This window comes from Acidovorax sp. GW835-FHT14G06 (assembly GCF_058793595.1).
The window spans coordinates 347,663-367,539 of sequence record NZ_JBXAGA010000002.1; the positions used below are offsets into that span (position 1 = coordinate 347,663).

Genomic DNA, 19,877 nt, shown 5'->3' on the forward strand with positions numbered 1-19,877 from the left:
ACACCATGAGCACGACCACCACACCGTCCTTACCCGCTGCAGCCATTCCTGGCCGCAGCATTGCCGCCTGGTGGCAGGCTGCGCCATTCACGCTGGTGTTCGCGCTGTTTTTCCTGGTGCCGCTGGCGCTGATCGTGATGGTCAGCTTCTGGGACTTCAATGAGTACGAGCTGTTGCCGGGTTTCACGTTCAAGAACTACGTGTCGATCTTCGCGGGCTGTGGCGATGCGTCTGAGGGGTTGTGCGTCACGCTCAAGACGTACTACTCCACGCTCAAGTTCAGTTTTCTGGTGTGGCTCATCACGCTGGTGATCGGCTTCACCGTGGCCTATTTTTTGGCCTTCCATGTGCGCTCTTCGGGCATGCAAACGCTGCTGTTCGTGCTGTGCACGATTCCGTTCTGGACATCCAATGTGATCCGGATGATTTCGTGGGTGCCGCTGCTGGGGCGCAACGGCTTGGTGAACCAAACCTTGGTGGGCATGAACCTCATCGAGACGCCCATCGAGTGGCTGCTGTTCTCGGACTTCTCGGTGGTGCTGGCCTTTGTGCACCTGTACACCATGTTCATGATCGTGCCCATCTTCAACAGCATGATGCGCATCGACCGCAGCCTGATCGAAGCCGCCAGCGACAGTGGCGCAAGTGGCTGGCAGACGCTGTGGAACGTGATCGTGCCGCTGTCGCGCACCGGCATCATCATCGGCTCGATCTTTGTCATCACCATCGTCATGGGCGACTTCGTGACCATCGGCGTGATGGGCGGCCAGCAGATCGCATCGATTGGCAAGATCATCCAGGTGCAGACGTCTTACCTGCAGTTCCCGCTGGCGGCGACCAATGCCGTGATCTTGCTGGCCGTGGTGCTGATGATCATCTGGGGCCTCACGCGCCTCGTCGACATTCGCAAGGAGCTGTGAGATGACAACCCGCATCCGCGAAACCCGCCCCGCCAGCTTCTGGCCCTTGGCCATTGTCTTTGCGCTGTTCGTGCTGTTCATGTACGGGCCCATGTTCGTCATCGTCATCCTGAGCTTTCAGGGGCCTGAAGGGGGGCTCACCTTTCCGATGCGCGGCGTGTCGCTGCACTGGTTCGCCAAACTGGCCGACGGGCTGGGCGTGGTGGACATCGGCGCGGCGCTGTGGCGATCGCTGGGCCTGGGGGTGGCGGTGATGCTGTGCACGGTGGTGCTGTCGGTGCTGGCGGGCCTGGCCTTTCGAAAGCGGCTGGCGGGTGGCAACACGCTGTTCTTCATCGTCGTGGCCAGCCTCATCATGCCGTCCATCATCGTCTCGCTGGGCATCGGTCTGGAGTTCCGGCTCATCGACAACGGCATCAAGGCGGTGCTCGAATGGCTGGGCATGGAGAGTGCACTGGAGGGCTATGGCACGTCGCTGGGCCTGTTCACCTCGGCCCTGGGCGCGCACCTGACCTGGACGCTGCCGTTTGGCCTGCTCATCATGTTTGCGGTGTTCAACCGCTTCAACCCTGCGTACGAAGAAGCCGCACGCGACCTGGGCGCCACGCCCTGGCAGGGCTTTGCGCATGTGGTGCTGCCGCTGATCGCTCCCTCGGTCGTGGGCATTGGCATGTTCGGCTTCACGCTCAGCTGGGACGAGATCGCCCGCACCTCGCAGGCCATTGGCGACGTGAACACGCTGCCCTTGGAGCTGCAAGGGCTGACCAGCACGGTGACCACGCCATCCATCTATGCGCTGGGCACGCTGACCACGGTGGTGTCTTTCATCGTCATGGGCATCACGCTGGCGCTGGTGTGGGCATTGGGTCGCAGGCGCAAGGGCCGTTCGGGGTAAAAACGGCACCCTTATGACGACCACCCTCCCCAAGCCCCGGCGCGCGCGCGCTGCGGTCACCGAACCGCCCGTGCAGCCCGACACGACAGGCCAGCTCAGCGACAACGACATGTACGACCGCATGGTGTCGGCCATCCTCGACCACCGCCTGCCCCCCGGCACCAAACTGGTGGAGGACAAGCTGGCGGCGGCCTTTGGTGTCTCGCGCACACGCGTGCGGCCCGTGCTGGTGCGGCTGGCCAATGAGCAGGTGGTCACGCTCACACCCAACCGGGGCGCGTCCATCGCGCAGCCCACGCCGCAAGAGGCGCTGGAAGTGTTTGAGGCCCGCCGCTTGCTGGAACCACGCCTGGTGGAGCTGTTCATCGCTAACGCCACCGATGCCGACATCGCCGCGCTGCGCACCTGCATCGACGACGAAGAAGCCGCCCGCGCCAGTGGCGACATGCGCCGCGCCATACGCCTGTCGGGCGATTTCCATTTGCATATCGCACAGGCGGCAGGGCACCAGACGCTGGGCCGCATCCTTCGCGAACTGGTCTCGCGCACCTCGCTCATCCTGATGACCTACAGCCCCAGCCACGCCCAAACCCGCGAAGAGGCCACGGCCTGCGGTTGCCGCGAACACCGGGCGCTGATCGATGCCATTCGCCTGCGCGATGCGCGCGAGGCGCCCCGGCTGATGCTGGCCCACCTGGCGCGCATCGAGTCGCAACTGGAGTTCACGCCCCCTGCGGCAGAGGCGCCCGATCTGGCGCGGTTGCTGGGCGGGGTCTGACTCGCTTTTCACATCCTTCCTCCATGCGTCAACTGCTCGTCATCAACCCCAACATGTCAGCCAACGTCAGTGCCTTGCTGCAGCGGCATGTCCAGGGGGCTACAGGCTCGCATGTGGCGGTGCGCACGGCCACGGCCCGCTTTGGCGCTCCGTACATCGCGTGCGAGGCGAGCTACGCTGTGGCAGCCCACGCCGCGCTCGATGTGTGGGCGCATGAGATCGCACAGCCGCAGACCGCGCCCGACGCGGTGCTGATCGGCTGCTTTGGCGACCCTGGCCTGATGGCGCTGCGCGAGAGCAGTCCGGTGCCCGTCACTGGCCTGGCCGAAGCGTCATTCATCGAGGCTGCGCGCCACGGCCGCTTTGCCATCGTCACCGGCGGCGAGCGCTGGGGCCCCATGCTGCAGCGCCTGGCCCAGGCGCTGGGCCACGCCCACGCACTGGCAGGCATCCACACCGTGGCGCCCACCGGTGCCCAACTGGCCGCCGACCCCGAAGCGGCCCGCGCATTGCTGGCCCAGGCGTGCCGCGATGTGGTGCGGCAGATGGGGGTGCAGGCCGTCATTTTGGGCGGTGCGGGGCTGGCCGGCATGGCTGCTGCCGTGCAGCCGCAGGTGCCGGTGCCGGTGATCGACAGCGTCGTGGCCGGTGCCACCTGGGCGCTGCGCGCGCACCCCGTGCCGCCGGAGCGCAAGGTGGCAGGGTTTGATGTGGCCTGGGTGGGGGTGTCGCAAGAGATGGCGGCGCTGGGCACCCGCTGCGTTGCCTGACCCGGCCTTGCGGGCTGGCGATTGCGCAAGGGCTCGCAATCTCCGCCAAAAGCGCAGATTGCGAGGGTTTTTGGCTGGATGCGCTAGAAGAATATGCGCTGGTTGCTATGAAACTTGAAGCGCTGTGCGTTCTGCGCGTTAGGGCGCCGGCGTCTTCGGCCGGTAGTCGCAATACTCGCTCACCACACATTCCCAGCAGCGCGGCTTGCGAGCCTGGCACACATAGCGGCCCAGCAGGATGAGCCAGTGGTGCGAGTCCACAGCATAGGCGGCGGGCACGCGTTTCATCAGCTGCAGCTCCACCGCCAGCGGGTTCTTGCCCGGTGCCAGGCCTGTGCGGTTGCTCACGCGAAAGATGTGCGTGTCCACCGCCATCGTGGGCTGGCCAAAGGCCACGTTCAGCACCACGTTCGCTGTCTTGCGGCCCACGCCGGGCAGGGCCTCCAGCGCCTCGCGCGTGCGGGGCACCACGCTGCCGTGCTGCTCCACCAAGATGCGGCAGGTCTCCATCAGGTTCTTGGCCTTGGTGCGGTACAGGCCGATGGTCTTGATGTAACCCTCCAGCCCCTCCAGTCCCAAATCCAGGATGGCCTGGGGCGTGCCTGCCACGGGGAACAGCTTGCGCGTGGCCTTGTTCACCCCCACGTCGGTGGCCTGGGCCGACAGCAGCACGGCGGCCAGCAGCTCGAACGGGGTGGTGTATTCCAGCTCCGTGTTGGGCATAGGGTTGGCCGCCTTGAGGGTGGCGAAGAAGGGCTCGATCTGGGCGGTTTTCATCATCATCGTTGGCGGTGTGGGGCAGGGGGCTGACTTCTTTTGGCGGGCGCGGCCGGTGGCGGATTGTCCCGCAGCTGCGCCTGCAGAAACTCCAGGAACATGCGCACGGCAGCGGGCAGGGTGCGGCCGCTCAGGGTTTGCAGCTCGGCGGCGCGGGCGCTCATGCCGGGCTCGCGGATCTGGGCGGCATGCATTTCGCCGCGCAACACGCGGTCGCGCACCGTCACCTCGCCCGAGATGGACAGGCCGCCGCCATGCAGCACAAAGTGCATCAGCGTCTCGAAGTGGTTGCACACCAGCGCGGGCTCAAAGACCAGGCCCCGCTGGCTGCAGCCAATGTCGAACAGCTGGCGCACGGTGTTGTCCCGCTCGGGCAGGGCGATGGGGTAGGCGTGCATCTGCGCCAGCGTGACGGAGTGGGCGCGTGCGAGCGCGTGGTCAGGCCGCATGATGGCAATGACGGGCGCGGCCTGGCGGTGCTGCACGGTGATGTCCCGCTCGGCCGAGCGGCTGTAGGTCAGGCCAATGTCTGCATCGCCGTTGAGCACCGCCACGGTCACAGCTGCGGGGCTGGCCACGCGCAGGTGGAACTGGATGCCGGGGTACTGCAGGCGGAACTGCGCCATCACGCGGGGCAGGAACTCGATGGCAAAACCCGCAGAGCTGCAGATGCGCACCAGCCCCGTGCGCAGGCCCTGCAGCGCCTGGATGTCGGAGACCACGCGGTCGGCCTCCAGCGCGCCGCGCCGGGCATGGGCGGCCAGCAGCTCGCCCGCGGCGCTGGGCGCCATGCCGCGCGGGCGCCGGTCAAACAGCGGCACGCCCAGCAGGTCTTCGAGGGCGGCGACTTGGCGGCTCACGGCCGAGGGCGACACATTGAGGCGCGCGGCGGCCTCGCTGACGGAGCCGCTGCGCACCACCTCCAGAAAGTAGCGCAGCGCCGTGTCCTGCAAGCGGCTGGAAAGCATGGGGGGCCTTTTGGGGTGCGGATTGCGTAAAACGCAAAGATAACCCCAGAAATCGTTGATTGTCGAAACGCAGCGGGCTGCTTATGCTGACCCATAAATGACACATCCACCGGCCCCGGCCCCCATGCCTTCTGCAAACAGCGTCACCCCGGGTGGTACCCCCAGCCACATCGTGGACTACACGGCCGCCAGACTGTCGCGCGCCATCCATGCACGGGAGGTCTCCTGCACTGAGGTGCTGGACGCCTACCTGGCCCAGGTGGACCGGCTGAACCCCGTGGTGAATGCATTGGTGGCGATGGTGGACCGCAACGCCCTGCGCACGCAGGCGTCAGAGCGCGATGCGCAACTGGCGCGCGGCGAGAGCCTGGGCCCGCTGCATGGGTTTCCGCAGGCGCCGAAGGACATCATGCCCGCCGCAGGCATGGTCACCACGCGGGGCTCGCCCATCTTTGCCGGGCAGGTGTCGGCCACCGACGCCGTGGTGTTCGAGCGCATGCGCGCAGGCGGCGCACTGTTCATCGGCCGCAGCAACTCGCCTGAGTTTGGCCTGGGCGGCCATACCTACAACCCGGTGTACGGCACCACGCGCAATGCCTACAACCCGGCCGTGTCGGCGGGCGGCAGTAGTGGCGGCGCAGCCGTGGCAGTGGCATTGCACATGCTGCCCGTGGCCGATGGCTCGGACATGATGGGATCGTTGCGCACGCCAGCGGCTTTCAACAACGTGTATGGGCTGCGTACCTCGTTCGGCCTGGTGCCGCACGGGCCGACGGAGGAAGTGTTCTTCCAGCAGTTCAGCGTGGCCGGGCCCATGGCCCGCAACATCCCGGACCTGGCGCTGCTGCTGTCGGTGCAGGCGGGTTTTGATGCGCGCCTGCCGCTCACGCGGCGCCACGAGGACGTGGCCCTGCTGGGCCAGCCGCTGGAGCGCGACTGGCGCGGTGCGCGCATCGGCTGGCTGGGTGACCTGGGCGGCCATTTGCCCACCGAGCCTGGCGTGCTGGCCACCTGCGAGCAGGCGCTGGAACACTTCCGCACGGTGGGTTGCACCGTGGAATCTGTGGCGCCCGCATTCAATCTGGAACAGCTGTGGAACGCATGGATCGACCTGCGCAGCTTCAGCGTGGCAGGGGCCAATGCGGCCTTGTATCGCAACCCGGCCACGCATGCGCTGCTCAAGCCCGAGGCGGTGTGGGAGATCGAGCGTGGCATGCGCCTGACGGCCCTGCAGGTGTACGACGCAGCCCGCGTGCGCAGCGCCTGGTACCAGGTGCTGCGCGGCCTGTTCGACAAGTTCGACTTCCTGGTACTGCCCGCCGCCCAGGTCTTTCCGTTCGATGCCGGGCTGGACTGGCCCCACGAGGTCGGCGGCCGCACCATGGACACCTATCACCGCTGGATGGCGACCGTGGTGCCCGCCACCATGGCCGGCCTGCCCGCGCTGGCAGCCCCCGCAGGTTTTGGCCCCGGCGGCCTGCCTGCGGGGCTGCAGATCATCGGCCCGGCACAGTCTGACGCCGCCGTGCTGCAGATCGGCCATGCCTACGACCAGGCCAGTGGGTACGCGCGCCAGCGCAGCCCCTTGCTGGGGTGACGTGGGCCTCGCTGCTCGCCATTCCGTCTCCCACCGTGAATCCCGGCTACCCCCCGCTTTTGTCAACGTGCTTTCTGGAGAGCTTCACCATGCTGCGTTCCCGCTTCGTATCGAGTCTTCTGCTCAGCGCCCTGGTGCTGGGCGCGCCCGGCCTGGCGCAGGCACAGACATACCCCGACCGACCCATCAAGCTGGTCGTGCCTTTTGCCCCAGGCGGAGCCACCGACATCCTGGGACGTTTGCTGGCTACGGCCTTGGGAGAGCGTCTGGGGCAGCCCATGGTGGTCGAGAACCGGCCCGGTGCGGGCACCGTGGTGGCGGCGTCCATGGTGGCCAAGGCGCCCGCTGACGGGTACACGCTGCTGCTCGGGTCCAACACCACGCTCACCATGAACCCGGCCATCCGCACCAACCTGCCGTACGACCCCATCAAGAGCTTTACGCCCCTGGCCCTGGTGGCCGACATGGGGCTGCTGCTGGTGGCCCACAACGACACCCCGGGGCAGTCGCTCAAGGACATCGTGGCCCAGGCCAAGGCCGCGCCGGACAAGTTCTCGTACGGCTCCTATGGCACGGGCTCGTCGGTGCACTTTGGAGCCGAGATGCTCAAGACCACCGCAGGTTTTCCGATGATGCATGTGCCTTTCAACGGCAGCTCGCCCAGTCTCACGGCGCTGATGGGTGGGCAGGTGCAACTGGCGGTGGACACGGTGGTGGTATCCACCCCGCTCATCAAGTCCGGCAAGATCAAGGCGATTGCGGCGCTCAGCCCGCAGCGCCTGGCCTTGCTGCCCAATGTGCCCACGGTGGCCGAAAGCGGCTACCCCGGCTTTGACATGGGTTCCTGGTTTGCCTTTGTGGGGCCCGCAGGGCTGCCCGCACCCGTGCAGAAAAAGCTGGAAAAGGCCCTGGCCGAGACCATGGCCTCGGCGGAGTTCAAGAAGAAGATGGTGGACATCGGCCTCACACCCCTGGGTGGCAATGGGGACGCGCTGCGCGCACGCATTGAGCGCGAGCTGCCGCTGATGCGCGCGGTGGCGGCGCGGGCGGATATCCGGGTGGATTGACGGTGGGCGCTGAAAAGGGCTACCCGGCCCGTCAGCGCAACCCCATGGGATTCAGCGCGTCCGCTTGACCGGAATACACAGCCAGCACGGAAAGCGTCCCGTGGCCGGGTCCACTGCAAAGTCCTCGTCGTAGATCTCCAGCGCAGCGCGGGGCTCCCATTCCCAGCCGTCGGGGATCTGGCCCGGCGTGCCCATCTGCGCCCAGGCGGCGGCAATCTCGTGCCCCGTGCCCACAAAGTGCATGCAGGCGTAGTCGCCGCCTTCGTAGTCCATCACCTGTACATCGGGCCCGGTGCGCAGGCCCACGCCAATCTGCACCGCTGCGTCATAGCGGCACTGCTCGGGCGGCGTGCAGCCCGGGTCATCGTGGCTGAAGCCATAGAACTTGGGGCGCGGATCATCCAGCCGATGGGCGGCACACCAGCTGCCAAAACGCTCCCACAACTCGGTCAGGCCCGGGTGGCCGTAGGCGCCGGTATGGCGCATGGTGGCAAGGCGCATGCGGGGCAGGGTGCGGAGGGTCAGGGTCATGGCGGGCAGGGCAGTGGCGGTGGACGGAAAACCCAGTTTAGAGCCTCTTGGAAAGACACCGCATGAATCCTGCGTCGCAATTGGCGACAATGCAGAGTTTGTTGCCAACCACTTCTGTCCACGCCATGCAATTTGCCGACCGCCTGAACAACGTAGAAACCTCCGCCATTCGCGAGCTTTTCAAGCTGCTGGGCAAGCCCGGCATCATCAGCTTTGCGGGTGGCTTTCCGGACAGCGCGATGTTTGACGTGGAAGGCATCCGCGCAGCCAGCAACGCCGCCCTGGCCGAAGAGCCCGGCGCAGCATTGCAATATGGCGCCACCGAGGGCTACAACCCGCTGCGCGAGCAACTGGCCGCCTTCATGACCAGCAAGGGCGCCAAGGATGTCGCGGCCGACAACCTCATCGTCACCACCGGCAGCCAGCAGGCGCTGGACCTGCTGGGCAAGACCCTCATCAGCCCCGGCGACAAGGTGATTGTCGAAGGCCCGACCTTCCTCGCCACCATCCAGTGCTTTCGCCTGTACGGCGCCGAACTCATCAGCGCACCCATCGATGGCAATGGCGTGAAGACCGACGAGCTGGAAAAGCTCATTGCCGAACACAAGCCGAAATTCGTTTACCTGATCCCCACCTTCGGCAACCCCAGCGGCGCCATGCTGAGCCTGGAGCGCCGCAAGGCCGTGCTGGAGATGGCCGTCAAGCACAACACGCTGATCGTCGAGGACGACCCCTACGGCGACCTGTACTTTGGCGACGCGCCTCCCCCCAGCCTGCTCAACCTGTCGGCCACCGTGCCCGGCAGCCGTGAGCTGCTGGTGCACTGCGGCAGCTTGAGCAAGGTGCTGTCGCCCGGCCTGCGCGTGGGCTGGATGATTGCCCCGGCCGAGCTGCTGGGCAAGGCCACCATGTGCAAGCAGTTCAGCGACGCGCACACCAGCACCTTTGCCCAGGCCACGGCCGCGCAGTACCTCAAGGCCGGCCGCATGCCTGGCACCCTGGCCCATGTGCGCAAGGTGTACGCCGAGCGCGCCCAGGCCATGGGCGATGCGCTGCGCAAGGAGCTGGGCGACGCCATCGAATTTGTGCAGCCCCAGGGCGGCCTGTTCGTGTGGGCACGCCTCACGGGTGTAGGCGGCAAGGTGGCCGATGGCAACGTACTGGCCAAGCGCGCGATTGAGAAGGGTGTGGCCTTTGTGCCCGGCACGCCGTTCTTCTGCGCCAACCCCGACCACGCCACCTTCCGCCTGTCGTTTGCCACGGCCGATGTGGACAAGATCCGCGAAGGCGTGGCGCGCCTGGGCCAGGCGATCTGACGCCTCCATGTCCGACACCAACGATCTCGCCAACGTTCTCCAGCGTCTCGAAAGCCTGGAGATCAAGGCCAGCTTTACCGAAGACCTGCTGGACCAGCTGAACATGACCATCTACCAGCAGCAGCAACTGATCGACCGGTTGACGCACGAGGTCATCCAGCTGCGCCAGCAGGCGCCCGAAGGCGGCTCGAACGGCCCGCGCAACCTGCGCGACGAGCTGCCGCCGCATTACTGATCGGAGCTGATCCGATCGCTCGGTCTACGCCCTGACGGATCGCCAGGCAGCCTCGGCCAGCTCGGTGCGGTAGGTAGTCGGCGAGGGCAAACCGCCCTGTGCCGCATTGCCCGACAGCCAGGCCCTGCAATAGCTCTGCACCGGCCCCATCACCAGCGACGGCATCAGCTCGCACGGCAGGTCGCGCAGCGCGCCGGACCGGCGGTGGGGCTCAAACCAGGCCACCAGTGCCTGGTTACGGCGCCGCGCTGCCTCGGCCAGGTCTGGCGTGCGCGGGCCGGCGGCCACGGCGCCCCGCGCTTGGAACAGAAAACGCGCCCGTTCAGGCTGTGCCACCACCCAGTCCAGATAGCCCGTGACCAGGGCCTGTACGCCCGCCTCCACGCCCTGGGCGGCATCCAGCTGCGCCTGCACGCTGCGCGACTGGTCGTGATAGATCTCGAAGAACAACGCCGCCACGATGCCGTCCCGGTTGCCAAAGTGGTGATAAATGCTGCCCACGCTGGCCCCGCAGCGCGCCCGCACTTCGTCGATGGTGACTGCATCCACGCCGCCTTCGGCCGCGCAGGCCAGGGCGGCGTTCAGGATGTCCTGTCGGCGGTCGGTGGTTGCGTCGGCAGGGGATGAGGTGGGGGGCGGGGAATTGCGGCTTGCCATGGAATGCGATTCTAGAATAAAGTTCTAGAAAATATTTCTAGTCCACGATCCTTCCATGCATTCCTCTCCCATTGCCGCCCCTGCCGCCGCTGCCTCCATGCCCGGCACTGCCTTGTACCCGCACCTGCTTGCCCCGCTCGATCTGGGCTTCACCACCCTCAAGAACCGTGTGCTCATGGGCTCCATGCACACCGGGCTGGAAGACGGGCGCGACCTCTCGCGCATGGCGGCGTACTTCCGCGAGCGTGCCGAGGGGGATGTGGGCCTGATCGTGACGGGTGGCTTTGCGCCCAACATCGCGGGCTGGGCCAAGCCGTTTGCAGGCACGCTGGCGACCTCGGGCGCGGCCAAGCGCCACCGCGTGGTGACCGAGGCCGTGCACGAGGCGGGCGGCAAGATCGCCCTGCAAATCCTGCACACGGGCCGCTATGCCTACCACCCGCTGGCGGTGGCGCCGTCGCGGCTGCAGTCGCCGATTTCGCCGTTCACGCCGTTCGCGCTGTCGGCGAGCGGGGTGGAGCGCCAGATCCGCGCCTTCGTGCGCTGTGCAGTGAAGGCGCGCGAGGCGGGCTACGACGGCGTGGAGGTGATGGGCTCGGAGGGCTATTTCATCAACCAGTTTCTGTCGCAAGCCACCAACCTGCGGCGCGATGCCTGGGGCGGCGACTACAGCCACCGCATGCGGCTGCCGGTGGAGATTCTGGCCCGCATGCGCGAGGCCGTGGGGCCGGACTTCATCATCATCTACCGCCTGTCCATGATCGACCTGGTGCCCGGCGGCAGCGCGTGGGACGAGATCGTCACCCTGGGCAAGGCCGTGGCCACCGGCGGGGCGAACATCGTCAACACCGGCATTGGCTGGCACGAGGCGCGGGTGCCCACCATTGCCACCAGCGTGCCGCGCGCAGCGTTTGCCTGGGTCACGCAAAAGATGAAGGCCGAGTTTGCGGCGGCGGGCATCACCACGCCGCTGGTCACGTCCAACCGCATCAACACGCCCGAGGTGGCCGAGCAGGTGCTGGCCGATGGCTGTGCCGACATGGTGTCGATGGCGCGGCCACTGCTGGCCGATGCCGCGTTTGTGAAGAAGGCTGCGCAAGGACGGGCTGACCGCATCAACACCTGCATCGCCTGCAACCAGGCCTGCCTGGACCATGTGTTCCAGAACAAGACCAGCAGCTGCCTCGTCAACCCGCGTGCTTGCCATGAGACGGAGCTCGTGTACCGCCCCGTGTCGTCGCGCAAGCGCATCGCGGTGGTGGGCGCGGGGCCTGCAGGCCTCACCGCTGCCACGGTGGCTGCCGAGCGTGGCCACGAGGTCCACCTGTTCGACGCGGCGCCCGCCATCGGCGGCCAGCTCAACATGGCCAAGGTGATTCCGGGCAAGGAAGAGTTCCACGAAATGCTGCGCTACCTGGCCACACGCGTGGAGGACACAGGCGTGCAACTGCACCTGAACGAGCGCGTGTTGGCCGCCGACATGGCGGGCTTTGACGAGGTCATCGTCGCTACCGGTGTGGAGCCGCGCGACCCGAAGATCCCCGGCCAGGACCACCCCAAGGTGCTGAGCTACATCGACGTGCTGCGCCACGGCAAGCCGGTGGGCGAGCGCGTGGCCATTATCGGCGCGGGCGGCATCGGCTTTGATGTGGCCGAGTTCCTCACGCATGGTGAGCACCCCTCCACCACGCTCGATTTGCCCGCCTGGAAGGCCGAATGGGGCATCACAGACCCGGCCGAGGCGCGCGGTGGCCTGGCCGCCAGCGGCCCGCGCGTGACGCCCCCTGCACGGCAGGTGACGCTGCTGCAGCGCAAGAAGGGCAAGCTGGGCGGCGGCCTGGGCAAGACCACGGGCTGGATCCACCGCACCGTGCTGAAGATGAAAGCGGTGGAGATGGTGGGTGGCGTGAACTACGAGCGCATTGCCGACGAAGGGCTGCTGGTCTCGTACGGCGAGAAGCGCGAAGACCCGACCTGGATCCCTTGCGACACCGTGGTCCTGTGCGCGGGCCAGGTGCCGTTGCGCAGCCTGGCGCAGGACCTGGAGGCCCAGGGCCGCAAGCCCCACCTCATCGGTGGTGCGCTGGAGGCCGGCGAGCTGGACGCCAAACGCGCCATCGACCAGGCGGCGCGGCTGGCAGCCCGGCTGTAGGTCGGTGCGTACATCGCCTGCAGGGGCTCACAGGGCCTCACAGGGCGTGTCAGGCGTGTTATTGAGGCCTTTTAGGCTGGTAGCGCTAGTGGAATATGCCTGAGCAGCTATATTTTTGATAGTGAATATAGGATGGCGACTGCCGTGATGGGTCACGGCGGCTGTGCCGTCCTTATCCCTCAGGCGGACAGATTCAGGGCGTTGAACACCCGCAGCGCTGCCCACGCGTCGTTGGCCGCGTAGACCAGCTGGGCCTCGCTCAGCCGGGCGTTGGCCCAGTTGGAGGTGGCGGCTTTTTTGGACTTGATGAAGCGCCGGTTGAACAGCACCGCCACGGCCCCTTTCACGCCCATGTCCTTGCGGTAGCCGCGTTGGCGGAACACGGCGTTCAGCTCCAGCACATCGGCTGGTTGCACGCCCAGCTTGTGCTGGATGCGCTTGGTGTCGTCACCCAGCCCAAAGCCCGCCTTGGTCACACCCTGCAGGGCCAGCAGCTCGGCCACGCGCGCTCGGCAGCCGGGGTCATGCAGCTGGAATACCCAGGCCCGCTCCAGCGTGGCCAGTTGCACGATGTGCGGGCCGTCCGACTGCTCATCGCGCACAAAGGTGGGCTTGGACTCGGTGTCGAACCCCCAGGCGCTGGCGCTGGCCAGTGCATTGCAGGCCTGGTCGGCCTGTGCGGGTGTGGAGACCAAGGCGATGCGGTCCAGCCCCAGGCGTTCAAAGGGCTCCAGCAGGGCGATCTGGTCTTTGTCTGGCGTGGGGTGTTGTGTGGTGCGCGCAGACGGTGGGTGGGGTGTGGCAGGTGGCTGGCGCCGGAAGGAAGGAGAGGCGGTCATGCGGGCCATTGTGCCGTGTGGGGGAACCGCATGTTCCCCTTGGTGCCGCACAATCCCACGGCAGCCTTTGCGGCCGTCAGCGTTTGCCGGTTTTGCGCAAGCGGGGGGCTTCCAGAATGCGCGCCAAGGCCTGCTCACAGGCCGCCACGGCCAGCGCCTCGCGCCCTGCCAGCCAGCCCACGCCAAACCAGGCGTTCGGCTCGCCGGACTCGGCAAGCTCGCGGTACAGCGCAGCGGCCACGCGTTCGTCGTTGAGGCGGCCCAGTGCCGATAGCGCGGGCTGCAGACTGTCCAGAAACCGGGTGCTGTGTGCATCCAGTGCGGGCGCCACGAACTCTGTGAGGTAGCGCAAGCGTTTGAGGCGCTTGCGCAGGCGGTGTTGTGCCTGCGGCGTGCGGGTGGCAAAACCCCGTGTGCCTTTTTGCACCTGGCCGTGTAGTGCGCGCAGGCGCTGCTGCAGCAAATGGCGCGTGGCCCGGGCGTCCAGGCCCGCTGGGGCGCCGTGGGTGGCATCCGGGCCCTGGGTGGTAAAGGCCATCAGGCCCACCAGCACGCTCTGGAATGCCGCGTTGCGCACGATGTGCGCAGCGGCGCACATCCCTGCGTCTTTGTCCTTGTGCGACGGCATCGGTGGCCCTCCGGCAGCGCGCAGTTCGACACCGATGCGTTGCAGCACCTGGCTGCGGTCCCGCAGATGGCCGAGCTGCTGGAACACATCGACCAGGGGCGGCTCCCAGGCAAAGTCGAAGCTGCCCGGGGCCAGCGGAGCCAGCTCGCGCAGGGCGGTACGCAGGCGGCGGATGCCGATGCGCAGCTGGTGTACCTGCTCGTCGTCCATGGAGCCGTCCGCCAGGTCACTGGCAGGGCCCAGGATCTGTTGCAGGCAGTGCGTCACCACAGCGCGCTGCAGCGCCAGCCCGGTTGGCAGTTGCTGGTAAGTGGCGGAAAGGTCCCTGACCTTGCGGGGCGAGCGGCTGCCGGGTGCGGCCAGCAGGCGCTCGCCCCGCTCGGCCTTGGACACCGTGCTCAGAAACAGCCCGTGGCGTGAGGCCCATTGCGTGGCGAGCGCTGCGAGGCCCGCCACCGGCCCGGCCATGAGTTCCAGCTCCAACTCGCAAATGGGGGCCTCGGCCTGCTGGGGCGTGCCCCGGTGGGCCACCACCCGGCCGGTGTCCAGTGCCAGCTCGACCACCGCGCCCTGGCGGTTGACGTCGCGGGTGAGCCTGTCCATTTCGGTGCCGTAGGTTTCGGTCAGCGGGCCACTGGCGGCTTGCAGGGCCTGCAGCAGCTGGGTGCCCGCTACGGTGCCGCTGTGCAACTGAGGTTGGGGCTCGGGGGCGGAGCCTGCGGTGGCCGGGCCGCGCGCGACGTTGTGCTCCTGCCTGTCCAGCGGGCCGTCGCCCAGCGCCTTGACGGTTTGCACCCACTGGTCGCCCTCACGGCGCAGGCGAAACGCAATGCCTCGGGACGCCAGCGCGCCGTCGGGCGTGTCGAAGTAGCGTGCCTCCATGCGGATGGCTGCCCACCGGCCCCGGCGTACAGCCGCCTGCACCGCAGCCAGGCGATCGGGCGGGATACAGAATTTGAATTCGATTTCCATGGTGGACGGAATTATCCTGCGGTATCGCCATCGCGGGGCCATGCCGGATTAATGATGGAAGAAACCCACCTTCAAATAATCGAAAAGCAATTATTTGAATGAATGCCGATTTATTGTGATGAACGATTGAAGGAGGATATCAAGCTCATGCCCAGCGGCTTGCCTTGGTTATCACGGATGGAGGTAATGATTTTGAATGCTGATGCTTGAACCCGGTCTGGCAGGCGGACAAAGTTATTCTCTTGCACCAGGGTATCGCCATTGAGGAACGACCACAGAATGAATCGGAGCGCCTGGGCCGTCTGGTCGGGGTTCTGCGTGACCTTGGGGAACACCACAAAGGTGCCCATGGTGATGGGCCACACGGATTTACCGGGCCGCTGCGTCAAGGTGCTGTTGAAAACCCCGGTGGCAGACCAATCGCTGTTGGCCAGCGCCGCCTTGAAGGCATCGATGGAGGGTTTTACATAATTGCCTTCAGCATTTTTCATCTGCACGGTGGTCAGCCCGTATTCAGCCACATAGCCATGGTCCACATACCCAATGGCACCCACCGTATCGCGCACGCCCTTGGCCACGCCATCGCTGCCTTTGAAGGCCAGCACCCCTGCAGGCCAGGCAATGCTGGTCTTGGCGCCGTAAGAGGCTTTCCATTTTGGGCTGACCTTGCCCAGGTAGTCCGCAAAGTTGTAGGTGGTGCCTGAGCCATCGGCACGCACCACCACCTTGATCGGCAGGTCGGGCAAAGGGACATCGGGGTTCAGTGCGACGATCTCTGCTGCATTCCATCGCGCAATTTCGCCCATGAAGATGCTGCTGAGGACCTCGCCCGTCAGGCGCAGCTGGGTGTTTTGCACCTTGGGCACGTTGATGATGGGGCTGATGCCGGTGATGGCCACGGGCAGCGCCAGCAGGCCGTGCTCCATCAGGTCCTTCTCCGCGGGGTACACATCCGTCGCGCCAAAACCGACGGCCTGTTGCTGGATTTTTTTCATGCCCGCGCTGGAACCTACCGGGTCGTAGTCCACCGCGCTTCCAGTGGCCTTTGCATAGGCCTTGGCCCAGCTGCGGTAGATGGGTGCAGCCGCCGACGAACCAGCGCCCGTCACGGTTTGTGCGCTAGCGGGCCCTGCCTGCAACAGGGCCATGGTCATCAGTAAGACAAGGTAAATATATTTCATGTGTTTTGTGTAATGGTTTTTATGAATAACGATATGCCGTGCCGATTTCTGGTGTGATTGAAATCCATGCGCGACCATTGTGCGGATTGAGCACTTTTGTGCCGATCCTAGCAAAATGGCGCCGATTTTAATCAAGGTCGGGAGCGAGCAAGGTTTCTCAGTCCGTCATTATTTTGTCATTTGAAACAATTAGTATCTTTTGCATGCCGTCGGGGCGCGGTGCATGGCGGGTAGTGGGCTTTCCCCTGCGGCAACACGCGTTCGCTCCCACAAGGCGGCGGCGCCCTGGTGGACCTTCACGAAAGATTCAGATGCTTCAAAAAATGAAAATTGGTACCCGCCTGGCCCTGGCATTCGCCGTGTTGCTGCTGCTGATCTCGGCCCTGGCGGCTGGCGGCATCAGCGGTGCCAAGCGGTTGACCGAGCGCAGTGCAGCGCTGTATGGCGACCGCACCGTGCCCATGGGTGTGTTGGCCGAGATCAGCCACCTGACGCAGCGCAACCGCGTGCTGGTGATGGACATGCTGATGGACCCTGGCACCAGTAACCTGGAGGCCAGCCACACGGCCCTGACCGCCAATGTCGAGCGCATCCAGACCCTGTGGAAAGAGTACGCAGCCAAGCCGCTGGGGGCCGAGGAACAGGCCCTGGCGCAGGCCTTTGCCAACGCCAACGCCACCTACCTGGACAAAGGCCTGATCCCTGCGTCTGCTGCGCTGGTGGCGGGCAAGTACGACGACGGCTCCGAGCTGTACATCACCCAGATCCGTCCCAACGCGCTCAAGGTGCAGGACGCCATCGAACGACTGGTGGCGTTGCAGATCAACGTGGCCGCGGCAGAGTTTGCGGGGGCCCGTGCCATGAGCGACACCATCCACTGGTGGATGCTGGCTGCTACCGCCCTGGCATTGCTGTCAGGTGCTGCAATGGCGTGGGTCATCACCCGCTCCATCTCGCGGCCGCTGCGTCAGGCCGTGGTGCTGGCGCGCACCGTGGCGGGGGGCGACCTGACAGCGCAGATCGATGTGCGCGGCAACGACGAGACTGCCGAGCTGCTGGGGGCCCTGCGCGAGATGAACCACCAGCTGGTGCGTGTGATCACCGAGGTGCGCGCCAGTACCGAGACTGTCGCCCATGAGGCTGTGGTGATGGCGGGCGGCACCGAAGACCTGGCGCGCCGCACCGAGGTGCAGGCGTCCAACCTGCAGGAGACGGCCGCTTCGATGGAGCAGTTGACCATCACCGTGCAGCACAACACCGACAACGCCCAGCGTGCCACCGCCCTGGCGCAGGAGGCGAGCAACGTGGCCAACGAAGGCGGCAGCGTGATGCGGGACGTGATCGCCACCATGCAGGAGATCAAGACCCAGTCGCAGAAGATCACAGACATCATCAAGGTGATCGACGACATCGCTTTCCAGACCAACCTGCTGGCGCTGAATGCGGCGGTGGAGGCTGCCCGTGCCGGTGAACAGGGCCGGGGCTTTGCCGTCGTGGCGGGCGAGGTACGGGGGTTGTCGCAGCGCAGCAGCATGGCCGCCCGTGAGATTCGCGGGCTGATCTCGGCCAGCGTGCAGGGCGTGGAGCGCGGGTCCACCCTGGTGGGCCAGGCGGGTGAGCGTGTGGCCAACACCGTGCACCATGTGAACCAGGTGGTGTCGCTCATTACAGCCATCAAGGACGCGGGGCAAGAGCAGGCCCGGGGCATTGCACAGATCGGCGAAGCCGTGCGCCAGCTGGATACTGCCACGCAGCAGAACGCGGCACTGGTAGACGACAGTTCATCCGCCTCGACGGGCATGAAGAATCAGGTGCGGCGCCTGCTGGAGGTGATTCATCAGTTCCGCCTGGCGCCCGATGCTGCCTTGGATGCGAACACTGCCTCCCGCTTGCCGTTGGGCGGCCCCGCACCAGCGCTTGCTCTGCAGGGCAGGGAGGCTCAGTCGGCCCAGCTGGCCCTGTCCGAGCGCTAAGTCCATTCATCCGACATGAACCGCACCGACGTATTGATTGCGATTGCCGAAGTGGCCCGCAACGGCGGTGCCGCTGCACCGGAGGATGCCATCTCGCAGCTGGCCGTGATCATCGACGACCTGGAGCTTTCCTGCAGCGGATCGGAGCATGTGATGGAAATGTTGCTCGGCATTGCGGCCTGCCTGTGGAACCTGCAGCAGGAGCGGATGCGGCTCTAGCCCGCAACGGCGCCCTTGACGGTATCCACTGCGGCGATCACCGCTGGAATCAGCTGTGCTGCGTGACAACCGCGCGAGTAGAGACGCGGAGACGGCTGGATTGCATGGGGTTTACTCGTCCAGCGTTTCGAGCGAAGCCACCTGGTTACGTCCCCGGTGCTTGGCCAGGTACAGCGCCTGGTCCGCACGGTCGAGCATGTCACGCAGGCTGCGGTCGTTATGGCGGAAAGTGCCCACGCCCAGGCTGGTTGTGATGCGGTAGCTCTGGCCCGCATCGTCGATGAGCTGCAGCGCGCGGATGCTGTGCAGCATGCGCGTGGCCACTTCCATGCCTTCGGCCAGTGTGGTCAGTGGCAGCAGCACGCCAAACTCTTCGCCACCCAGGCGCCCCACGGCATCGCTGGCACGCAGCTGGCCCTTGATGGCCTGTGCAAACGCCATCAGGGCACGGTCGCCCTCCAGGTGGCCAAAACGGTCGTTGATGGCCTTGAAGTGATCCAGGTCCAGCATCAGCAAGGTCAGCGGCTCTCCGTTGCTGCGCGAGTGGGCGTAGGCCGACTCGGCGCACTCCAAAAATGCGCGGCGGTTGGCAATGCTCGTCAGCATGTCGGTGGTGGCCAGGCGCTGCAGCTCGCGCTCCAGGTTCTTGCGCTGCGTCACGTCGCGGTAGATGCCTTCCACCCCCGCAAAATTGCCCGCGTGGTCGTACAGCAAATGGCTGCTAATGGAGATGTCGATCACGGTACCGTCGCGTCGCACCATCTGGCCCGGAAAATCCGACACCTCGCCATGCTCCATGATGGCGGCCTTGAACGCATCGCGGTCGGTGCTCTGCGGGTAGTACGACTCGGCGGTGCGACCCTCGATTTCATGGGGCTCGTAGCCCAGCACCCGGCGCACCCCGGGACCCACATGCTGCACGATGCCCTGGGCATCGGTGCGGTAGTACACGTCTTGCATGTTCTCGAACAGGCGCCGGAAGTTCTGCTCGCTCTCGCGCAGCTGGGCCTCGATCTCGCTCTGGTGCGTCATGTCCATGCCGCACATCAGCACGGCCGGTGCGCCATCCCATTCAATGGCCACGCTGCTGATCAGCACCATGCGCAGGTTGCCGCGCTCTGTGCGGATGCGGAACTCGGACGACTTGTTGGGCCGGCCGGCCTGCTCGGGCACCGCTACCTGCTGGATGCGGTTGGTGGAGCGCACCTGGTCCAGGGGGTGCACAAAGTCGCCGGACATGCGGCCTATCAGGCTGTCGGTGCTGGGCGCTTCCAGCAGCTCCATGCTGGCCGCGTTGGCAAAACGGATGGCGCCGTCCTGCGTGACGAGCACAGCCGCTGGCAGCATTTGCAGCAGACGCAGGTCGTGGGACATCGGGCTCGGTGGTTACCAAAAGTAATGC

19 protein-coding genes are annotated in these 19,877 nt (G+C 66.0%); 11 read left to right on the forward strand and 8 right to left on the reverse strand.

Annotated features, from left to right (window positions below; translation table 11 throughout):
• The first annotated feature begins 5 nt into the window (after positions 1 to 5).
• From AC1Q64_RS04155 to AC1Q64_RS04170, 4 genes are read left to right on the forward strand one after another with little or no spacing between them, the layout of a single operon-like run.
• The gene (locus AC1Q64_RS04155) at positions 6 to 920 is read left to right on the forward strand and encodes an ABC transporter permease (RefSeq protein WP_492250559.1); all 915 of its coding nucleotides are present in this window, start codon (positions 6 to 8) and stop codon (positions 918 to 920) included.
• 1 nt (position 921) lies between these two features.
• The gene (locus AC1Q64_RS04160; protein ID WP_492250560.1) at positions 922 to 1,815 is read left to right on the forward strand and encodes an ABC transporter permease; all 894 of its coding nucleotides are present in this window, start codon (positions 922 to 924) and stop codon (positions 1,813 to 1,815) included.
• A gap of 13 nt (positions 1,816 to 1,828) precedes the next feature.
• Positions 1,829 to 2,593 carry a GntR family transcriptional regulator gene (locus tag AC1Q64_RS04165; RefSeq protein ID WP_056747172.1) on the forward strand — a complete coding sequence of 255 codons (765 nt, stop codon included), beginning with the start codon at positions 1,829 to 1,831 and terminating at the stop codon, positions 2,591 to 2,593.
• Between the two features lie 23 nt (positions 2,594 to 2,616).
• Positions 2,617 to 3,363: an aspartate/glutamate racemase family protein gene (locus AC1Q64_RS04170; protein ID WP_492250561.1), complete on the forward strand. Its 747-nt coding sequence runs from the start codon at positions 2,617 to 2,619 to the stop codon at positions 3,361 to 3,363.
• A gap of 138 nt (positions 3,364 to 3,501) precedes the next feature.
• Here the strand turns inward: AC1Q64_RS04170 and nth are convergent, their stop codons facing one another.
• Both nth and AC1Q64_RS04180 read right to left on the reverse strand, forming a co-directional pair.
• The gene (gene nth, locus AC1Q64_RS04175) at positions 3,502 to 4,140 is read right to left on the reverse strand and encodes an endonuclease III (protein WP_492250684.1); all 639 of its coding nucleotides are present in this window, start codon (positions 4,138 to 4,140) and stop codon (positions 3,502 to 3,504) included.
• Between the two features lie 2 nt (positions 4,141 to 4,142).
• Positions 4,143 to 5,108 (reverse strand): LysR family transcriptional regulator, encoded by a 966-nt coding sequence (locus AC1Q64_RS04180; RefSeq protein ID WP_492250562.1) that lies wholly within the window; start codon positions 5,106 to 5,108, stop codon positions 4,143 to 4,145.
• A gap of 124 nt (positions 5,109 to 5,232) precedes the next feature.
• On the opposite strand from AC1Q64_RS04180, the gene AC1Q64_RS04185 reads away from it, so the two are divergent.
• Together AC1Q64_RS04185 and AC1Q64_RS04190 are read left to right on the forward strand one after the other, a co-directional pair.
• A complete protein-coding gene (locus AC1Q64_RS04185) occupies positions 5,233 to 6,705 on the forward strand; it encodes an amidase (protein ID WP_492250563.1) in 1,473 nt (490 codons plus the stop codon).
• An 89-nt stretch (positions 6,706 to 6,794) separates the two neighbouring features.
• Positions 6,795 to 7,772, forward strand: coding sequence for a Bug family tripartite tricarboxylate transporter substrate binding protein (locus tag AC1Q64_RS04190; RefSeq protein WP_492250564.1), 978 nt, complete (start codon positions 6,795 to 6,797; stop codon positions 7,770 to 7,772).
• A 51-nt stretch (positions 7,773 to 7,823) separates the two neighbouring features.
• Here the strand turns inward: AC1Q64_RS04190 and AC1Q64_RS04195 are convergent, their stop codons facing one another.
• Positions 7,824 to 8,303 (reverse strand): AraC family transcriptional regulator, encoded by a 480-nt coding sequence (locus AC1Q64_RS04195; protein WP_492250565.1) that lies wholly within the window; start codon positions 8,301 to 8,303, stop codon positions 7,824 to 7,826.
• Between the two features lie 125 nt (positions 8,304 to 8,428).
• On the opposite strand from AC1Q64_RS04195, the gene AC1Q64_RS04200 reads away from it, so the two are divergent.
• Together AC1Q64_RS04200 and AC1Q64_RS04205 are read left to right on the forward strand one after the other, a co-directional pair.
• Entirely contained in the window at positions 8,429 to 9,619 is a 1,191-nt protein-coding gene (locus AC1Q64_RS04200; RefSeq protein WP_492250566.1) for an aminotransferase-like domain-containing protein, read from the forward strand.
• A 7-nt stretch (positions 9,620 to 9,626) separates the two neighbouring features.
• The gene (locus AC1Q64_RS04205; protein WP_008906148.1) at positions 9,627 to 9,854 is read left to right on the forward strand and encodes a SlyX family protein; all 228 of its coding nucleotides are present in this window, start codon (positions 9,627 to 9,629) and stop codon (positions 9,852 to 9,854) included.
• A 24-nt stretch (positions 9,855 to 9,878) separates the two neighbouring features.
• Here AC1Q64_RS04205 and AC1Q64_RS04210 read toward each other — a convergent pair whose 3' ends face one another.
• Positions 9,879 to 10,511 (reverse strand): TetR/AcrR family transcriptional regulator, encoded by a 633-nt coding sequence (locus AC1Q64_RS04210; RefSeq protein ID WP_492250567.1) that lies wholly within the window; start codon positions 10,509 to 10,511, stop codon positions 9,879 to 9,881.
• Positions 10,512 to 10,608: 97 nt separating this feature from the next.
• On the opposite strand from AC1Q64_RS04210, the gene AC1Q64_RS04215 reads away from it, so the two are divergent.
• On the forward strand, positions 10,609 to 12,663 hold the full coding sequence (locus AC1Q64_RS04215; protein WP_492250685.1) for an oxidoreductase: 2,055 nt from the start codon (positions 10,609 to 10,611) through the stop codon (positions 12,661 to 12,663).
• Between the two features lie 179 nt (positions 12,664 to 12,842).
• Here AC1Q64_RS04215 and AC1Q64_RS04220 read toward each other — a convergent pair whose 3' ends face one another.
• The 3 genes from AC1Q64_RS04220 to pstS all read right to left on the reverse strand — a co-directional run bounded on the left by AC1Q64_RS04220 (position 12,843) and on the right by pstS (position 16,283).
• Positions 12,843 to 13,502, reverse strand: coding sequence for a 3'-5' exonuclease (locus tag AC1Q64_RS04220; RefSeq protein WP_492250568.1), 660 nt, complete (start codon positions 13,500 to 13,502; stop codon positions 12,843 to 12,845).
• Between the two features lie 76 nt (positions 13,503 to 13,578).
• Positions 13,579 to 15,102 carry a CYTH and CHAD domain-containing protein gene (locus AC1Q64_RS04225; RefSeq protein ID WP_492250569.1) on the reverse strand — a complete coding sequence of 508 codons (1,524 nt, stop codon included), beginning with the start codon at positions 15,100 to 15,102 and terminating at the stop codon, positions 13,579 to 13,581.
• A 110-nt stretch (positions 15,103 to 15,212) separates the two neighbouring features.
• The gene (pstS, locus tag AC1Q64_RS04230) at positions 15,213 to 16,283 is read right to left on the reverse strand and encodes a phosphate ABC transporter substrate-binding protein PstS (protein ID WP_492250570.1); all 1,071 of its coding nucleotides are present in this window, start codon (positions 16,281 to 16,283) and stop codon (positions 15,213 to 15,215) included.
• A gap of 323 nt (positions 16,284 to 16,606) precedes the next feature.
• Here pstS and AC1Q64_RS04235 point away from each other — a divergent pair, with 323 nt between their 5' ends.
• Entirely contained in the window at positions 16,607 to 18,256 is a 1,650-nt protein-coding gene (locus AC1Q64_RS04235) for a methyl-accepting chemotaxis protein (protein ID WP_291436213.1), read from the forward strand.
• A gap of 15 nt (positions 18,257 to 18,271) precedes the next feature.
• A complete protein-coding gene (locus tag AC1Q64_RS04240; protein ID WP_291436211.1) occupies positions 18,272 to 18,475 on the forward strand; it encodes a hypothetical protein in 204 nt (67 codons plus the stop codon).
• 111 nt (positions 18,476 to 18,586) lie between these two features.
• Here AC1Q64_RS04240 and AC1Q64_RS04245 read toward each other — a convergent pair whose 3' ends face one another.
• Positions 18,587 to 19,849, reverse strand: a complete 1,263-nt coding sequence (locus AC1Q64_RS04245) for a sensor domain-containing diguanylate cyclase (protein WP_492250571.1) — start codon at positions 19,847 to 19,849, stop codon at positions 18,587 to 18,589.
• Positions 19,850 to 19,877: the final 28 nt, after the last annotated feature.